The sequence below is a fragment of the Halarchaeum sp. CBA1220 genome, from assembly GCF_003721175.2.
GTDB lineage: Archaea > Halobacteriota > Halobacteria > Halobacteriales > Halobacteriaceae > Halarchaeum > Halarchaeum grantii.
Map to the genome: position 1 here is coordinate 677,247 of NZ_CP054707.1, position 15,581 is coordinate 692,827.

Below are 15,581 nucleotides of genomic sequence, written 5' to 3' on the forward strand. Positions count from 1 at the left end.
ACGTTAATCGGCCGACGCGGTGGCCTCAGAAGGAGACGGGTTCGTGGCCGTCGACGCCCATCGGCGTCGGGTCGCGGTCCGAGTAGCCGACGCGCCCGACCGCGTCCTGTCCGACCGCGCCGATGACCGCGTGCACCGCCTCCGTCGCGTCCGCGAACTCCTCCTCGCCCGTCCGTGCGAGAACCTCGTCGAGGGATTCCACCCCTGCCGGGTGCTCGATCCGCACGTTCCCGTACGTCGCTCGGAGGTCGTCTGTCGTGGTCGGATAGCTCGCGTCTTCGAGCAGGTCGGTCGCGGTTCGAAGCGTCATTACAATCCATTATATTGTGAACGACCATTATGAATGTGTCGAGAGGCGTGTTGACATGGGTCGAGGCACACGCTCTTTGTCCCGGACGCCCCGAGCAGACGTGTGCCCTACGCCGACCTCCACGTCCACACGACCGCCTCCGACGGCGAGCTGACGCTCGAGACGCTCCCCGAGGCCGCCCGCAACGCCGGCGTCGAGGCCGTCGCCGTCACCGACCACGACACCGTCCACCCCGGGCTCGACGCGCCGCTCACCGAGCGCGGGGGCGTCGAGGTCGTTCGCGGCATCGAGTTGCGCGTCGACGCACCCACCCAGCGGGTCGACCTCCTCGGCTACGGCGTGCGGGAGACGGACGCGCTCCGCGCGGAACTGGAGCGACTGCAGGACGACCGCGTCGAGCGCGGCCGGCGCATCGTCGAGCGCGTCGAAGCGGAGTTGGGAGTCGACCTCGGCGTCGACGTCCACGAGGGGTTCGGCCGCCCGCACGTCGCGCGCGCCGTCGTCGAACATCCCGACACCGACTACGGGACGGTGAGCGCGGTCTTCGCCGACCTCATCGGCCACGACGGCCCCTGCTACGTCGCCCGCGACGTCACCGACTTCGAGCGCGGGCGCGCCCTCCTCCGCGAGGCGTGTGGCGCCGTCGGCCTCGCGCACCCGCTGCGCTACGCGGACCCGGACGCCGCGCTCGCGCTCTGCGAGACGCTCGACGCCGTCGAAGCCCACTACCCCTACGACCGGCCCGTCGGACGCGAAGCCGACTCGCACGCGGACGGCCCCGCTCGCGTCCGGCGCGCCGTCGCGGAGCACGACCTGCTCGCGCTCGGCGGGAGCGACGCACACGGGAGGGAGCTCGGGACCGTCGGCGTCGAACGTGGCGAATACCGCCGTCTTCGGCGACGAATCGGGGACTGAGGAGGCCGCCAAGTTAAGGTGGAGTCGCCCCGTACGTGTGTGTATGCGCTGCCACTACTGCGACCGGAGCGCTGACGTCTCCGTCGACAAGTCCGGCGTGCGCGTCGGCCTGTGCGAGGAGCACTTCCAGGAGCGCCTGGACGAACTCGCCGACTCGGAGGCGCTCTCCCGACTCCGCGAGCAGCTCGACATCGACCGCGCCTGATCATCCCCGCCGTCCGCCCTCCACTCGACGACGGTCGCCCCGAGCCACGGCCATTCATTCGCGCCCGCCGCGCGAATCTCGCCGCGACTCACCGACGAGCGCGGTGCCTGCCGCGACCGGTCGTTCTTTAAGTAGTTCTCGTCACAAGCAGTAGATACGAGCAGGGGTCGCCCGGGTTCCTTCGGGCGGCCGTCGTCACACCGGGTAGCGACGTCACCGTCAACCCGAACCGTTCTTTAAGTAGTTCTCGTCACAAGTAGTAGATACGAGCAGGGGTTCCCGGTGTTCTCGGGAGCCCGACACCGAACCGGCGAGCGACGCGACCACCGGTCGCTTCTCGACGCCGCAGACGCCGTTCGCTCGTTTCGGGCGCTCGATGGCGCTTACGCCCGTGTGCTCGCGTGTCGTTTCACTCCCGCTCGTCTAAACGTGCCTCCACTGACGCTCAGGCACGTGTGCTCACGGCTACGCCGTTCGCCCGTTTCGGGCGTTCGTCGACGCTCACGCCCGTGTGCTGTCCACGTCGATAGCGTCCACGGGACAGACGTCGACGCAGAGCATGCAGTCGATACACTGCGTCTCGTTCGCGGGGTCCGCCTTCTTCTCGCTCGTCGGATGGCCCGGCGTGTCCACCCACTCGAAGACGTCCACGGGGCAGTCCTCGATGCACGCGCCGTCGGCGTCACAGATGTCGAAGTCGACGGCGACGTGCGTCCCGTGAACGCCCCGTTTCTCGGGTTCGTCCACCGGCCCCCAGACGTCGTGGCCCTCGTGCTGGTCCACGACCTCCCGGTTCTCGTCGAAGTTCGGGTCGATAGCCATACCCGAGAGTGGGAGTGCCGGCCGGTTAAAGGCGACGAGCGCCGCACCGCCGCGCGCGGGCGCCGAGGCCGGCAGCTTTGAAGGCGCGCCGACCCAAGGCCGAGTATGCACACCGTCTCGCTCGCAGAGCAGGACTCCCGGATGGGACCGGCCTCGACCGTCTACGCGCTGACGGACGCGCTCGGCGCGAGCGAACTCGCGCTCAACTACTACGAGCTCGAACCCGGCGAATCGACGTCGTACGGCTATCACGCCCACGAGGACCAGGAAGAAATCTTCTACGTCGAGTCCGGCGAGCTCACGTTCCGCACGCCCGACGGGGAGGTCACCGTCGGCGAGCACGAACTCGTCCGCTTCGGGCCCGGCGAGTTCCAGCGCTCCGAGAACACCGGCGACGACACCGCCGTCGTCCTCGCGATGGGCGCGCCACAGGACCCCGGCGGGACCGTCCTCCGCCGCGAGTGCGAGGCCTGCGGCGGCGAGACCCGCCACGGCGTCGAGCTCGCCGACGACGCCGACGAGATACTCGCCCGCTGCGAGGAGTGCAGCGACATCACGGGGCGCTACGAATGAGCGACGCGAGCGACGAACGCGGCACGCGCGACGAGCACACGCCGCGCCTCGTCTACGACGACGACTGCGGCTTCTGCACGTGGTGCGCCGAGCGCGCGCTCGAAGTCGGCGAGTTCGAGGCCGTGGGCTTCTCAGAGCTCACGCCCGACCAGCGCGCGCGCCTCCCCGCCGACTACGAGACGTCCGCGCACCTCCTCACGGACGACGCGGTGTACTCGGCGGGCGAAGCCGTCGAGCAGGCGCTCGTCCGCATGGTCCCCGAACTCGACGGCGTCGTCTCCGAGCTCCGCGAGTTCGAGCTCTATCGCGAGGTCCGCGAGGGCCTCTACCGGTGGGGGGCCGACCACCGCGACTGGTGGGGGAAGATCGTCAGCGCGACACCGCCGGCGCGCGAGTAGTCAGTCCGCCGCGCGCGGCGTCCGCGCCGCCGCGAACGCACAGAAGTTATCGAAGAGCCGCTTGGCCTCGCAGGCCGCGTCGTAGTTCTCCGCCGTGATGCCGTCGAGGACGGCCGCCTTGCGCTCCTCGGCGAGGTCGTCCTTCCGGACGGTGACGCGCTCGGCCGTCTCCGTGTCGTACTCGGGGTGGAACTGGACGCCGTAGGCGTTCCCGCGCCGGAAGGCGTGGACGCCGTAGTCGTTCTCCGCGAGCAGCTCCGCGTTCGGTGGGAGCTCCGTGACGGCGTCCGAGTGCGTCGTGAACACCGTGAACTCGGAGTCGACGCCGTCGAAGAGCCGGTCCGAGCCGTCGTGGGTCACGTCACGGTAGCCGATCTCGTACTCGTCCATCCCCTCGACGGTGCCGCCGAGCGCGGCCGCGACGAGCTGGTGGCCGAAACAGACCCCGAGGATGGGGAGGCCGCGTTCGTGCGCGCGAGCGACCCACTCGCGGGTCGGCGCGATCCACTCCTCCTCGTCCCAGTAGACCGACGCGCGCGACCCCGTGACGATGGCGGCGTCGAAGTCGTAGTCCTCGGGGAGTTCCCCGCCGGCGGCGTGGAACTCGACGAGGTCCGCGTCCACCTCGCGGCGGAAGTTCCGCGCGGTGTCGGCGGGGTCGTGGGCGGCGTTCAGCAACGCGATGCGGAGGCGCTCCATGGAGCCTAGAACCAGGTGCATCGGAAAATGGTTGTCGCCGACCGGCGGCGTTTGCCGCACTCGCGCACGCGGTCCCGAGGGACGAACTCGCCGCGTCGCGTCGCCTACTCCTCCGCGACGTCGCGGAGGACGTCCGGCGCCGCCGCCAGCGCGTCATCGAGCGCGTCGGCGTCGGGGCCGCCGCCCTGCGCGAAGTCGCCGGGGCCGCCGCCGCCGCCGCCGACCATCCCGGCGAGCTCGCTCACGACCCGCCCGGCGTTCACGGGCGCGCCGTCGGGGACGCCGACGACGAACTGCGCGCCGTCCGCACCACTGCCGACGACCGCGATCCTGTCGTCCTCGACGAGCGCGTTCGCCGTCGCGCGCAACTCGTCCATGTCCGCGTCGAGGCGCTGGATCGTCGCCGACCACTCGCCGACCTCGACCTCCTCGCCGGCCGCGCCGCCCGAGGCGCGCGCCTCCGCGAGCTGCTCCTTCAGCTCCTCGATGCGCTTGCCGCGCTCCTTCCACTCCGTGAAGAAGCGCTCGGCGGTGTCCGGCACCTCCTGCGGGGAGACATCGAAGGTGTCGGCGGTCGCGTCGAGGTAGTCCTCCTGACGCTGGACGTGTTCGAGCGCCGCGACGCCGGCCGCGAACGTGATGCGCTCGACGCCGTCCTGGATGCGCTCGGTGTTCAGGATCTTGATCGTCCCGATGTCGCCCGTGCGCGCCACGTGCGTCCCCGCACACGCCTGTACGTCCTCCGCGACGTGGATGAGCCGGATGTTCTCGCCCGGCGGGATGCCGCCCTGGTAGAGGTCGAAGCCGTGCTCGGACTCCGCCTCGTGGCGATGGGGCCACTCCTGCTCGACGGCGGTGTTGTCCGTCACGATCTCGTTCGCGACGCGCTCGATGGCCTTCACCTCGTCGCGCGAGATGCGGTCGTAGTGCCGGACGTCGATGCGCGAGGAGTCCGTGCCCTTCTGCGCGCCCGCCTGCCGGACGTGCGGGCCGAGCACCTCGCGCGCCGCGTGCCCGATGAGGTGGGTCGCCGTGTGGTGCTGCATGAGGCGCTGGCGGCGCGACATGTCGATCTGGCCGCGCACGAACTCGCCCTTCCCCGGGTCCTCGTCCGTCCGGTGGAGGACGACGCCGTCGCGCATCTGGACGTCCGAGACCTGCACCGTCTTGTCGTCCGTCGAGAGCGTCCCGTGGTCGGCGGGCTGTCCGCCGCCCTCCGGGTAGAACATCGTCTGGTCGAGCACGACGTCGTACTCGGGGTCGCCGTCCTCGCCCTCGCGCTCGAAGACGTCGAGGACGACCGCCTCGAACTCCGCTCTGTACTGGTCGTCGTAGTAGAGCTCCTCCGTGTCCGGGAGCTCCGAGAGGCGCTCGTCGGTCTCCTCGGACTCCTCGAACGCCGCCCCGGAGTCGTGGCGCGAGGCGACGAGCGAGTAGAAGTCGTCCGGCTCGTCCACCGTCGCGCCCACGTCTTCGGCGATCTCCCGGACCATGTCGGGCTGGATGCCGTGGCTGTCGTAGAACTCCACGAGCTCGCTCGTCGGGATGGGCTCGCCTTTCTCCGCGTACTCCTCGGCGAGCTGGCGGACGCGCCGGCCGCCGCGCTCGAGCGTGCGCTCGTACTTCGCGGACTCCGAGCGCACGATGTCGCGGATGGTCTCGCGGTTCTCGTAGCCGAGGCGCTCGGCCTGCCGGTCCACGAGGTCCTCGAGGTCGACGTCCGCGTCGATGTCGTCGATGAGGCGCGCCGTCCGCCGGAGCACCATCCGCGCGAGGTAGCCCGTCCCGACGTTCGACGGGACGATGCCGTCGCCGAACATGTAGGCGAGGGTGCGGACGTGGTCGGCGATGGCGTAGATGTTCTCCAAGGGTCGCATCAGCTCGTGGAGGCGCTCGGTCTCCACGTCGAGCTTGTCCGCGATGTTGTCGCGCGCCGCGTCCATGTCCTCCACCTCGTCGATGTCGAGGTGGCCCGCGAGCTTCGCCGCGCGGTGGATGAGTTCCTCCTCCGCCTCCGTGTGGTCGATGCCCGCCGCGTCCTTCAGGTAGGCGATGGCGTCCGGGTACACCGCCTCGTAGACCGTGGGCGTCCCCTGCGAGACCCACGTCCAGCGCTCGAGGCCGTAGCCCGTGTCCACGATGTACGTGTCCATCGGCGAGTACGTGTTCCCGTCCTTCATCTCGTACTCCCCGTCGGGGTCCTGCTCCATCGACATGAAGACGAGCGTCGCGAGCTCCGCGCCCTTGTAGAGCACCTCGAAGGCCGGCCCGGCGTTCCCGCCGCCCACCCACGGGTCCTCGATGTAGGTGATGTCCTCGGGGTCCGCGCCCATGTCGGCGAAGAACTCGTCGCAGTACGCGACCGTCTCGTCCTTCCAGTAGACCTCGCCCTCGTAGGCGTACTCGCGCTCGGCGTCCTCGCGCGTGTTGAAGGCGTGGTGCGCCATCATCTCGAACGCCATCGTGTGCCGCCCGGTCTTCCCCACGTTGTCGATGTCCTGCATGCGGATGCAGGGCTGGCTGATGGTGAGGGGGTTGGCGGGCGGCGGCGTCTCGCCGGAGGTGACGAGCGGCTGGAAGTCGTAGATGGAGGCCTGCGTCAGCAGGACGTCGTCGCGCCAGCGGTTCGCCGCGACCGGATAGGGGTCGATGCGCTCGTGGTCGTGCGCCTCGAAGAAGGAGAGGAAGCGCTCGCGCATCTCCACCAGCGAGTACTCCTCGTCGAAGCCGGGGTCGTCGATGAAGCCGTAGTCCTCACACGGCGGCTCCCCGCACGTCTCCCGCTCCGGGTCCCGCGTCCAGAAGTGCGCACCGCACTCCGTACACTCCCCACGTCGGAAGCCCTCCTCCTCGAAATAGTCGAGGCGGTACTCCGCTTCGAGGTCGCTCATTGCCTCTTTCTGGCCGACCGAACGGCAAAACGTTTCCGCACTCCGGCCTTCTCGCGACGCTCGTCGCCGCGCCCGGCTTTATCCGGTCGCTCCGCGTAGCCGCACGTATGGACCGCAGGCGCCTCCTCGCCGGCGTCGCATTCGGCGCACTCGTGATGGTGGCGTCGTTCGCGCTCGCCTTCGGGCCGCTGAACCCCTGCACGAACGCCGAGACGTTCGAGGTGCCGCGGATGGACGCGAGCGTCGCGCACGACGGGGGCGCCGCCGTCGTCACCTACGAGGGGGCGGCGACGCTCACCGAGACGTCCACCGTCTCGCTCGCCGTCGCCGTCGGCGCGACCGGGAGTGGGGGCGAGCGAACGGTGCTGTGGGCGGCGGCGAACGGGTCGGGACGGGCGGCGCTCCCTCTGCGGATGGGCGCGGAGACTCGGGTGGACGGCGTCGCGGCGGGCGAGACGGTGGCGGTGGTGTGGACGGGCTACGAGAGCGCGCCGGCCTACTGCCCGCCCGAGCGCGGCGACGGCCCGCTGACGCGCGTCGTCGCCGAGCACACCGTCGGGGGGTGAAACCGCCCACGACCGCGCGGACCCGCCCATCGGTCGGCCCCGCCGAGGCCCCCGCTCTTTTCCTCCGCGCGCGCCTCGACACGCGTATGGCGAGAATGATCGACGGGGAGTGGCGCTACGACGTCGAGCAGATACAGAGCGACGAGACGGGGGAGTTCGAGCGCGACACGACGTCCTTCCGGGACTGGATCGCGGGGACGCGGCGCGGTCCCGACGACGTCGTCGAGGACGGCCCGGAACCCGAGGCGGGCCGCTATCACCTCTACGTCTCCTACGCGTGTCCGTGGGCGCATCGCACGCTCCTCACGCGCGCGCTGAACGGCCTCGAGGACGTCGTCTCGGTGGACGTCGTCGACCCCGTCCGGAAGAACGAGGGCTGGGAGTTCGCCCCCGAGAAGCCCGGCTGCACTACCGAAAGCCAGTACGGATACGACTTCCTCCGCGAGGTCTACGCCGAGGCGGACGAGGACTACACGGGCCGCGTCACGGTGCCCGTCCTCTGGGACAAAGAGGAGGAGACCATCGTGAACAACGAGTCCGAGGAGATCATGCGGATGCTCGACACCGCGTTCGACGAGTACGCGGAGAACGACCTCACCCTCTACCCCGAGGGCTATCGCGAAGACGTCGACGGCGTCATCGACGACATCTATCCCGTCATCAACAACGGCGTCTACCGGGCGGGCTTCGCGGAGTCACAGGAGGCCTACGACGACGCCGTCGCCGACCTCTTCGACGCGCTCGACGAGTGGGACGAGACGCTCGCCGACCAGCGCTACGCGGCGGGCGACCGCCTCACGCTCGCGGACGTCGCGATGTTCACCACGCTCTATCGCTTCGACGAGGTCTACCACACGCACTTCAAGTGCAACGAGAAGCGGATCGCCGACTACGAGCACCTCTGGGGCTACCTCCGCGAGCTCTGCCAGCTCCCCGGCGTCGAGCCGACGCTCCACATGGACCACGTGAAGAACCACTACTACCGGAGCCACCCGGACGTCAACCCCTCGAACCTCGTCCCGGTCGGCCCCGACCCGGACTTCTTCGCGCCCCACGGCCGCGACGACCTGCCGGGCGGCCCGCCCGAAGACCTCGCGTAACGCCTCCTCAAGCGTCCCGAGCGGGACGGATTCGTCGCACGGACGACCCCCGAGTCGCCCGTGCGGACACGCGGGACCTCCGGTCCCGCATGACTCCCCCGTCGGTCGTTCGCGGCCTCCGTGGGGCGCGTTATGCCTCGCGTCTCACTCCGCTCGCGCTCGCGCTCCGCGTTATTCGGCTTCGAGCGCCACCGACGCGAGGAGCGCTTCGAGTTGCACCTGCTCGTTCGCCCCCTCGGCGATCCGGTAGTCGGCCTCGCCGATGCGGTCCATGAGGCGGACCGCCTGCCGTTCCGCGAGGTCGAACTCCCAGACCGAGCGGTGGAGTTGGTCGATGATGTCGCCGCCCGCGAGGCCGCGTTCCGTGAGGAGGTCGTCGAGCGTCGCGCGCGCCGCGACGAACTCGCCGTCGATGGCCTCCGTCACCATCGTCTCGATCTCCTCCGGCCGCGCGGTGCTCGTGATCGCGTACACCGTCTCCTCGGTCACCGCCTCGCCGGTCGCGGCGGCGGCCTGCAGGGCGTTGATGGCGCGGCGCATGTCGCCGTCGGCGGCGTAGACGAGCGCGTCGACGCCGGCCTCGGTGTAGTCGACGCCCTCGGCCTCGGCGACCTCACGCACGCGCCCCGCGACGGCGTCGTCCCCGATGCCGGCGAAGCGGAAGACCGCACACCGCGACTGGATGGGGTCGATGATCTGCGAGGAGTAGTTACAGGAGAGGATGAAGCGGACGTTGTTCGAGAACTGCTCCATCGTCCGGCGGAGCGCGGACTGGGCGTCGCTCGTGAGCGCGTCCGCCTCGTCGAGGAAGATGACGCGGTAGTCGTAGCCGCCGAAGGACGTCCGCGCGAAGTTCTTGATGCGGTCGCGCACGACGTCGATGCCGCGCTCGTCGGAGGCGTTCAGCTCGAGGAAGTTCTCCTCCCAGTCGCCGCCGTAGAGCTCCTTCGCTATCGCGGTCGCCGCCGTCGTCTTCCCCGTCCCCGCCGGACCGGCGAAGAGGAGGTTCGGGAGGTCGTCCTCCGCGACGTAGCTCTCGAGGCGCGCGACGACGTCCTCGTGGCCGACGATATCGTCGAGCGAGTCCGGCCGGTACTTCTCAACCCAGATCTCCTGTCGCCCCGCGTCTGCCATAGTGAGGGACAGACGGTCGCGGCCCATAAACACCGCGAACGGAACGCGGCAACGAGCGACGCGAGGCGCCGCGGAAACGGCGAGCGGTGGCGAGACGGAGCGCGAAGGTGCTCGAAGCGGAGAGGCGCGACGGCGCGGGTGGGCGGGACCGCGCCGACGACACGCTGATACGGGCGGCCACCCACGGGTTCGGTATGCGCGTCACCGTCGAAGTCGTCGGCGAGGGCGTCCACGAGTTCGACGTCGAGTCGGCGTCCTACGCCGACCTGCTCGAGCGCGTGGACCTCAGCCCGCACGAGGTGTCCGTGATGGTCGACGGCCGGCCCGTCCCGGAGGACCAGCCGGTCGAGACCGACCACGTGACCGTCCTCCGACTCGTGCAGGGCGGGTAGCGTGTCGAGTGCCACCGTCGCCGTCCGGCCGGCGAGAGCGAGCGAGCGCGTCGACGTCCTCTCGGTGCTCGACGCGGCGATGCTGGAGACGGACGCCGAGGCGCTCGCGGACCACATCGATGCCGGGAGCGTGCTGGTCGCCGTCGCGGGCGAGCGCAGTGAGCGCGTCGTCGGCGTCGTGGAGGCGCGCGAAACCGAGTCCGGCGCACACATCGAGGGCGTCGCAGTCCGGCAGAAGAGGCGAAATCAGGGCATCGGCACGGCACTCATGGAGGCCGCCGCCGAGCGATGGCGCCCGCTCACGGCCGACTTCGACGCGGACGTCCGGCCGTTCTACGAGACGCTGGGGTTCGACGTCGTTGAGACCGACGACGGCCGCTATCGCGGCCGCCTACACTAGGGGTTCGACGAGGTCCCGACCCGCATCGAGGAGGGCCTCGACGCGCGCCTCGCTCGACGCCTCCGCGTAGACGCGCATCTTCGGCTCCGTCCCGCTCGGGCGGACGAGGAGCCACGAGCCGTCCGCGAGGAGGACCTTGAAGCCGTCCGCGTCGTTCACGCGCTCGACGTCGACGCCGGCGACCTCCTCGGGGAGCGAGTCGGCGAGTTCGGCGACGACGGCGGCCTTCCGGTCGTCCGGGCAGTCCACCGATATCTTCGACTGGCGGACGTCGCCGTGCTCCTCGAGGAGGCGGTCGACGCGGTCGTCGTAGGACTCCTCGGCGGCCGCGGCGGCGGCGAGGAGCGCCATCAGCACGCCGTCCTTCTCGCGGATGTGCCCGCGGACGCTGAAGCCCCCGGACTCCTCGCCCGCCATCAGGGCGTCGCGCTTCCCCATCTCCTCGGCGACCCACTTGAAGCCGACGGCGGTCTCGTAGGCCTCCTCGCCGTGCGCGGCGGCGACGCGGTCGACGAGGAAGCTCGTGGAGACGGTGCGGACCGCCGGCCCGGAGTCGTCCTCGAGGAGGTAGTCGTAGGTCGCGGCGAAGAAGAGGTTCTCGTCGAGGAAGCCGCGCTCGGGCGTGACGACGGCGAGTCGGTCGGAGTCACCGTCGTTCGCGATTCCGAGGTCGGCGTCGTGCTCCTGGACGGCGAGCGCGAGCGCCTGCAGGTTCGCCTCGTCGGGTTCGGGCGGGGTGCCGCCGAAGTCGGGGTCGAGCTCGCAGCGGTGGCGCTCGACGCTCGCGCCCGCCGCCTCGAGGAGGCGGTCGGTGACGTCGCGCCCGCTCCCGTGCATCGCGTCGTAGACGACGTCGAGGCCGTCGAGGTCGGCGCCCACGAGCTCCATCGCGTGCTCGGCGTGGGGCGTCCGGAAGTCGACCTCGCGTATCTCGCCGCGCTCGGCGTCGGGGTCGGCCTCGGGCGGCCGGAGGGTCGCCTCGATGGCTTCGGTGACGTGCGGGAGCGCGGGCGCGCCGTCGTCGGGGATGAACTTCACGCCGTTGTACTCCGGGGGGTTGTGCGACGCCGTGACGACGAGCGCGCCCGCGAGGTCGCGGTCGACGATGCCGTAGGCGACGAGCGGCGTCGGGAGGTCGCGCTCGGGCAGGAGGACGTCGTGGCCGTTCGCCGCGAGGACGTCCGCGATCTCCTCCGCGAACTCCCGCGAGGTCGCGCGGGCGTCGTAGCCGACCGCGACCGGGTCGCCCCCGTGGTCGACCGTCGCGAGGTAGTCGGCCGTCGCTTGCGCCACCGCACGCACTCGCGGCGTCGTGAACACGTCGAGCGTCGCGCGCCAGCCGTCGGTGCCGAACGCGATTACGTCGTCCATACCTCCACCTCCCGACGCCGGCGGCAAAACGACTGCGGTCACATCGACTTCTCGTCACGAATACGTCGGGGAGAACGGATGTCGGGGCCGCGACGGTCGCGGCCGACTCGGAGTAGCGGGTTCGGACGCGGCGTTACTCGTCGTCCTCGGTCGAGGTCGCCTCTTGGGCCCGCTCGCCCCGATAGATGTCCGCGCCGTCCTGAACGACCTTCTCAGCGAGCACCGCGCACTTGATGCGCATCGGCGTCACGTCGACGCCGAGGAGGTCGAGGACGTCCTGGCGGTCGAGGTCGTCGATCTCGTCGAGCGTCATCCCCGGGAGCTCCTGCGAGAGGAGGCTCGCGGACGCCTGGCTGATCGCGCAGCCGTCGCCGTGGAACGCCACGCGCTCGACGGTCTCGCCGTCGTCGGCGAGTTCGACGTCGAACTCGATTTCGTCCCCGCAGGAGGGGTTGAAGCCCTCGTGGCTGAACGTCGGGTCCTCGAGCTCCCCGTGGTTGCGGGGGTTGCGGTAGTGGTCGAGGATCTGCTGTCGGTACATGTCCGAACCCATGCTCATGATGGCTACGTGTACGGACGTATCCCGGAAAAGCGTTCCGTCGCCGGCGTTCCCGGCCGTCCTCGTCGAGTCCGGTCCACCACTCGCGGGGTCGCCTCGTGGTCGGAGGCGCGTCGGCTCGCGGGTCGCCGCCGCTCCCCGCTCGCTCTATTCGAGACCCCTCGCTTCGTTCGGCGTCTCGTCGACCACCGTGTTTTACCGCCCTCCCGCCCCACGGCGAACCATGAGCCACCGGGACCGCCTCGCGCGGACGCTCCTCGACGAGTCGTGGGCGTACGGCTACACGCTCACCATCTGGGGCGCGGGCGCGTTCCTCATCGCCGAGTACGGCGTCCCCAGCCACCTCGACGTCATCGGCTACGTCGGGGGCTCGCTCCTCGGGTTCGCCGCGCTCACGTGGTACAGCTTCGGCGGCCTGCTCGTCGGCGTCGAGCGCGACAGCCGCGACGTCCGCTCGCCCGTCGAGATGGTCCACCTCTTCGCGACGTTCTGCAACCTCGTCGGCGCGCTCCTCACCATTCAGGCCGCCCGCGCTCTCGGCGTCCCCGAGAGAGCGACCTTCGTCGCCGTCGGCGTCGGGTCCACCGTCGGCTACAGCCTCCTCCTGCTCGTCGAGGAAGTCGTCGGCGAGCGCTATCGGCCCGGGGACGCGGCGCGGGACGGCGGCGAATGACGAGGCGGGATGCGACGACGGCTTTTGGTCGAGCTTTCGCCGGGGCGCGAAGCGCCCGCAGTGGTTCGAGAGAGCGAAGCTCTCTCGTCACTGAGCGAACCCTCCGGGTTCGCGAGGTCCGCGAACGCGACGCGTTCGCCCGATCCCGTGAGACGTGGAGCGTCTCGCTTACGACAAAAGCTCGTCAGTCGAAGATGTCGATGGCGCCCTCGACGCCCTCGATCATGGTGTCGACCTCCTCGCGGGTGTTGTAGAGGTAGAAGGACGCCCGGATGCTCGCGGGGACGCCGAGCGTGTCGTGGAGGGGTTGGGTGCAGTGGTCGCCGGCCCGAACCGCGACGCCGTAGTCGTTCAGGATGCTGGAGAGGTCGTGCGCGTGGATGCCCTCGACGTTGAACGCGACGAGGCCGCCGCGCCGATCAGCCGGCGGGCCGTAGATTTCGACGCCGTCGAGCGCCGAGAGTTCCTCGTAGGCGTACTCGGTGACGTACTCCTCGTGGGCGCGGATGTTCTCGAGGCCGACCTCCTCGACGTAGTCGGCGGCCTCCGCGAACGCGATGCCCTCCGAGATGCTCGGCGTGCCCGCCTCGAACTTCCACGGGAGGTCGTTCCACGTCGCGTCGTCGTAGGTGACCTTCTTGATCATCTCCCCGCCGTAGAGGTAGGGGTCCATCGCCTCGAGGAGGCGTTTCTTCCCGTAGAGCGCGCCGATGCCCGTCGGGCCCGCCATCTTGTGCCCGCTGAAGGCGTAGAAGTCCGCGTCGATGGCCTCGACGTCGACCGGGCGGTTCGGGACGGCCTGCGCGCCGTCGACGAAGATCAGCGCGTCCTGCTCGTGGGCCATGTCCGCGAGCTCGGAGACGGGGTTGACGGTGCCGAGGACGTTCGAGGCGTGCACGACGGAGACCATCGCCGTGTCCTCGTCGATGAGGTCGCCCGCCGCGTCCATGTCGAGCGTCCCGTCCTCGGTGATGGGGATGTACTCGACGGTGGCGCCCGTCTTCTTCGCGATCTGCTGCCACGTGACGAGCGACGCGTGGTGCTCCATCTCGGTGAGGACGACCGTGTCGCCCTCGCCGAGCTCGTTCAGCCCCCACGCGTACGCCACGAGGTTGAACGACTCCGTCGTGTTCTTCGTGAAGACGAGTTCCTCGCGCCCGCCGGAGGCGCCGACGAACGCCGCGATGCGGTCGTGGGCCTCCTCGTAGGCGATGGAGGCCTCCTGACTCAGCTGGTGGATGCCCCGGTGGACGTTCGAGTTGTACTCGTAGTAGTACTCCGTGATCGAGTCGACGACGCGTTTGGGCGTCTGCGTCGTCGCGGCGTTGTCGAAGTAGACGAGCGGCGTCCCCTCCGCGACCTCGCGCTCCAGAATCGGGAAGTCCGCTCGGAGCGCCTCGACGTCGAGCGGGCTCTGTTCCTGCGTCCCCATATTGTGACGGAGTAGGGGGTCGGCACGTTTGGTAGCTTCGAAAACACCGTCCGTTGCCGTCGTCGCCGACGGTCCGACCCGGCGTCAGAGACGCATGTACTGGGCGTGCGGGACGCCGCCGAGGTCGAGGACGTTCGCCTCCTCGACGTAGCCCGCGTCGACCGCCGCCGCGACCGCCGTGTCGCCGACGAGGTTCGCGACCGTCGCCCGGCCGAGGCTCTCGACGAGTGCCTCGGGGTCCGCCTCGGCCTCGGCGTCGCCGTAGAAGTCGGCTTCGACGGTGACGGAGACCGTGCCGTTGTCGTAGGTGTCGCCGACGATGTCCGAGTCCGCGGCGGCGACGAGCAAGCCACGGTCGGTGCGGCGCTCGGTGAGGCGAACGCTCATCCCTGATCGACGAGGCGCTCCTCCTGCTGGCTCCGGATCTCCTCGGCGTGCTCGACGACGTCCGTCGCCTCCTCCTCGCGGCCGAGCTCGTCGAGCGCGCGCGCCTTCTCCTCGAAGACGTCCGCCTGCTTGAAGCCGAGGCGGATCGCGTTGTTCAGCGCGTCGAGCGCCTGCTCGTGGCGGCCCTGCTCGTTCTCCATGAACCCGAGGTTGTACCAGCCGTGCGGGAGGCGCTTGTCCTTGCGGACGGCCTCCTCGGCGTGGTGGTAGGCGTCCTCGGTCTCGCCGAACTCCCAGAGGGCGTACGCGAGGTTCGTCTCCGCCTCGGCGGCGAACGGGCCGTCCTCGTCGAGGAAGAGGGCCTCCTCGTGGGCGCTCGCCGCCGCGTCCCACTCCTCGAGTTCCGCGTGGGCGACGCCCTGGTTCACCCGCGCCTCCTGCTCGTCGGTGTCGTTGGCGGCGTAGCGGGCGGCGCGCTCGAAGGCGTCGACGGCCTCCTCGTAGCGCTTGATGCCCATGTAGCTCAGGCCGACGTCGATGAGCGCGTCGGAGTCAACCTCGTCGCCGGCGATGTTCGCGTCGTCGAGCAGGTCGACGAGCACGTGGTCGTCCACGGGGTCGACATCCGTCGGGTCCACCTCGAGTTCGGGCGGGTCGATGTCGAAGCCCTCGTAGGGCTCCTCGAAGCCCTGCCCCTCGGAGAACTGGTGGCCGTCGCCCTCGCGGGGCTCGCGGTCAGTCATGCCCACGGATA

19 protein-coding genes are annotated in these 15,581 nt (G+C 70.1%); 9 read left to right on the forward strand and 10 right to left on the reverse strand.

The window, feature by feature from the left end; genetic code table 11:
* Positions 1–25: 25 nt before the first annotated feature.
* Positions 26–310, reverse strand: coding sequence for a hypothetical protein (locus tag EFA46_RS03690; protein ID WP_123074650.1), 285 nt, complete (start codon positions 308–310; stop codon positions 26–28).
* 102 nt (positions 311–412) lie between these two features.
* Here EFA46_RS03690 and EFA46_RS03695 point away from each other — a divergent pair, with 102 nt between their 5' ends.
* Positions 413–1,225, forward strand: coding sequence for a PHP domain-containing protein (locus tag EFA46_RS03695; RefSeq protein WP_123074648.1), 813 nt, complete (start codon positions 413–415; stop codon positions 1,223–1,225).
* A 43-nt stretch (positions 1,226–1,268) separates the two neighbouring features.
* Positions 1,269–1,430 carry a DUF6757 family protein gene (locus EFA46_RS03700; RefSeq protein ID WP_176969833.1) on the forward strand — a complete coding sequence of 54 codons (162 nt, stop codon included), beginning with the start codon at positions 1,269–1,271 and terminating at the stop codon, positions 1,428–1,430.
* Between the two features lie 501 nt (positions 1,431–1,931).
* Here the strand turns inward: EFA46_RS03700 and EFA46_RS03705 are convergent.
* Complete coding sequence (locus EFA46_RS03705) at positions 1,932–2,252, reverse strand: ferredoxin family protein (RefSeq protein WP_123074646.1); 321 nt, start codon at positions 2,250–2,252, stop codon at positions 1,932–1,934.
* Positions 2,253–2,357: 105 nt separating this feature from the next.
* Between EFA46_RS03705 and EFA46_RS03710 the strand changes: the two genes are divergently transcribed.
* Positions 2,358–2,825 carry a cupin domain-containing protein gene (locus tag EFA46_RS03710; protein ID WP_123074644.1) on the forward strand — a complete coding sequence of 156 codons (468 nt, stop codon included), beginning with the start codon at positions 2,358–2,360 and terminating at the stop codon, positions 2,823–2,825.
* On the forward strand, positions 2,822–3,223 hold the full coding sequence (locus EFA46_RS03715) for a DCC1-like thiol-disulfide oxidoreductase family protein (RefSeq protein WP_123074642.1): 402 nt from the start codon (positions 2,822–2,824) through the stop codon (positions 3,221–3,223). The genes EFA46_RS03710 and EFA46_RS03715 overlap by 4 nt, the downstream gene beginning before the upstream one ends.
* Here EFA46_RS03715 and EFA46_RS03720 read toward each other — a convergent pair whose 3' ends face one another.
* A complete protein-coding gene (locus EFA46_RS03720) occupies positions 3,224–3,922 on the reverse strand; it encodes a type 1 glutamine amidotransferase (protein ID WP_123074640.1) in 699 nt (232 codons plus the stop codon).
* Between the two features lie 104 nt (positions 3,923–4,026).
* A complete protein-coding gene (gene alaS, locus EFA46_RS03725; protein ID WP_123074638.1) occupies positions 4,027–6,813 on the reverse strand; it encodes an alanine--tRNA ligase in 2,787 nt (928 codons plus the stop codon).
* 107 nt (positions 6,814–6,920) lie between these two features.
* Between alaS and EFA46_RS03730 the strand changes: the two genes are divergently transcribed.
* Both EFA46_RS03730 and EFA46_RS03735 read left to right on the forward strand, forming a co-directional pair.
* Positions 6,921–7,379, forward strand: a complete 459-nt coding sequence (locus tag EFA46_RS03730; protein WP_123074636.1) for a hypothetical protein — start codon at positions 6,921–6,923, stop codon at positions 7,377–7,379.
* A gap of 86 nt (positions 7,380–7,465) precedes the next feature.
* Positions 7,466–8,479 (forward strand): glutathione S-transferase family protein, encoded by a 1,014-nt coding sequence (locus EFA46_RS03735; RefSeq protein ID WP_123074634.1) that lies wholly within the window; start codon positions 7,466–7,468, stop codon positions 8,477–8,479.
* Positions 8,480–8,650: 171 nt separating this feature from the next.
* Here the strand turns inward: EFA46_RS03735 and EFA46_RS03740 are convergent, their stop codons facing one another.
* Entirely contained in the window at positions 8,651–9,640 is a 990-nt protein-coding gene (locus tag EFA46_RS03740; protein ID WP_123074632.1) for a replication factor C small subunit, read from the reverse strand.
* Between the two features lie 167 nt (positions 9,641–9,807).
* Here EFA46_RS03740 and EFA46_RS03745 point away from each other — a divergent pair, with 167 nt between their 5' ends.
* Complete coding sequence (locus EFA46_RS03745) at positions 9,808–10,005, forward strand: ubiquitin-like small modifier protein 2 (RefSeq protein WP_123077277.1); 198 nt, start codon at positions 9,808–9,810, stop codon at positions 10,003–10,005.
* Between the two features lies 1 nt (position 10,006).
* The gene (locus tag EFA46_RS03750; RefSeq protein ID WP_255494088.1) at positions 10,007–10,405 is read left to right on the forward strand and encodes a GNAT family N-acetyltransferase; all 399 of its coding nucleotides are present in this window, start codon (positions 10,007–10,009) and stop codon (positions 10,403–10,405) included.
* On the opposite strand, the gene EFA46_RS03755 is transcribed toward EFA46_RS03750, so the two are convergent.
* Positions 10,397–11,776 (reverse strand): phosphoglucomutase/phosphomannomutase family protein, encoded by a 1,380-nt coding sequence (locus EFA46_RS03755; protein WP_123074630.1) that lies wholly within the window; start codon positions 11,774–11,776, stop codon positions 10,397–10,399. The genes EFA46_RS03750 and EFA46_RS03755 overlap by 9 nt on opposite strands.
* A gap of 133 nt (positions 11,777–11,909) precedes the next feature.
* Positions 11,910–12,335, reverse strand: a complete 426-nt coding sequence (locus EFA46_RS03760) for an iron-sulfur cluster assembly scaffold protein (RefSeq protein ID WP_123074629.1) — start codon at positions 12,333–12,335, stop codon at positions 11,910–11,912.
* A gap of 223 nt (positions 12,336–12,558) precedes the next feature.
* On the opposite strand from EFA46_RS03760, the gene EFA46_RS03765 reads away from it, so the two are divergent.
* A complete protein-coding gene (locus EFA46_RS03765; protein ID WP_123074628.1) occupies positions 12,559–13,008 on the forward strand; it encodes a hypothetical protein in 450 nt (149 codons plus the stop codon).
* A gap of 184 nt (positions 13,009–13,192) precedes the next feature.
* Here the strand turns inward: EFA46_RS03765 and EFA46_RS03770 are convergent, their stop codons facing one another.
* From EFA46_RS03770 to EFA46_RS03780, 3 genes are all read right to left on the reverse strand, one after another.
* Entirely contained in the window at positions 13,193–14,440 is a 1,248-nt protein-coding gene (locus EFA46_RS03770) for an aminotransferase class V-fold PLP-dependent enzyme (protein ID WP_123074626.1), read from the reverse strand.
* Between the two features lie 84 nt (positions 14,441–14,524).
* Positions 14,525–14,827, reverse strand: coding sequence for a DUF424 domain-containing protein (locus EFA46_RS03775; protein WP_123074624.1), 303 nt, complete (start codon positions 14,825–14,827; stop codon positions 14,525–14,527).
* A complete protein-coding gene (locus EFA46_RS03780) occupies positions 14,824–15,570 on the reverse strand; it encodes a tetratricopeptide repeat protein (RefSeq protein ID WP_123074622.1) in 747 nt (248 codons plus the stop codon). Before EFA46_RS03780 ends, EFA46_RS03775 begins: the two co-directional genes overlap by 4 nt.
* Positions 15,571–15,581: the final 11 nt, after the last annotated feature.

Coding starts and splice junctions, on each gene's coding strand:
- EFA46_RS03720 (WP_123074640.1), bottom strand. CDS start 3,922: ATGGAGCGCCTCCGCATCGCGTTGCTGAACGCCGCCCACGACCCCGCC.
- EFA46_RS03710 (WP_123074644.1), top strand. CDS start 2,358: ATGCACACCGTCTCGCTCGCAGAGCAGGACTCCCGGATGGGACCGGCC.
- EFA46_RS03715 (WP_123074642.1), top strand. CDS start 2,822: ATGAGCGACGCGAGCGACGAACGCGGCACGCGCGACGAGCACACGCCG.
- EFA46_RS03760 (WP_123074629.1), bottom strand. CDS start 12,335: ATGAGCATGGGTTCGGACATGTACCGACAGCAGATCCTCGACCACTAC.
- alaS (WP_123074638.1), bottom strand. CDS start 6,813: ATGAGCGACCTCGAAGCGGAGTACCGCCTCGACTATTTCGAGGAGGAG.
- EFA46_RS03690 (WP_123074650.1), bottom strand. CDS start 310: ATGACGCTTCGAACCGCGACCGACCTGCTCGAAGACGCGAGCTATCCG.
- EFA46_RS03740 (WP_123074632.1), bottom strand. CDS start 9,640: ATGGGCCGCGACCGTCTGTCCCTCACTATGGCAGACGCGGGGCGACAG.
- EFA46_RS03700 (WP_176969833.1), top strand. CDS start 1,269: ATGCGCTGCCACTACTGCGACCGGAGCGCTGACGTCTCCGTCGACAAG.
- EFA46_RS03755 (WP_123074630.1), bottom strand. CDS start 11,776: ATGGACGACGTAATCGCGTTCGGCACCGACGGCTGGCGCGCGACGCTC.
- EFA46_RS03735 (WP_123074634.1), top strand. CDS start 7,466: ATGGCGAGAATGATCGACGGGGAGTGGCGCTACGACGTCGAGCAGATA.
- EFA46_RS03770 (WP_123074626.1), bottom strand. CDS start 14,440: ATGGGGACGCAGGAACAGAGCCCGCTCGACGTCGAGGCGCTCCGAGCG.
- EFA46_RS03780 (WP_123074622.1), bottom strand. CDS start 15,570: ATGACTGACCGCGAGCCCCGCGAGGGCGACGGCCACCAGTTCTCCGAG.
- EFA46_RS03765 (WP_123074628.1), top strand. CDS start 12,559: ATGAGCCACCGGGACCGCCTCGCGCGGACGCTCCTCGACGAGTCGTGG.
- EFA46_RS03730 (WP_123074636.1), top strand. CDS start 6,921: ATGGACCGCAGGCGCCTCCTCGCCGGCGTCGCATTCGGCGCACTCGTG.
- EFA46_RS03745 (WP_123077277.1), top strand. CDS start 9,808: ATGCGCGTCACCGTCGAAGTCGTCGGCGAGGGCGTCCACGAGTTCGAC.
- EFA46_RS03705 (WP_123074646.1), bottom strand. CDS start 2,252: ATGGCTATCGACCCGAACTTCGACGAGAACCGGGAGGTCGTGGACCAG.
- EFA46_RS03775 (WP_123074624.1), bottom strand. CDS start 14,827: ATGAGCGTTCGCCTCACCGAGCGCCGCACCGACCGTGGCTTGCTCGTC.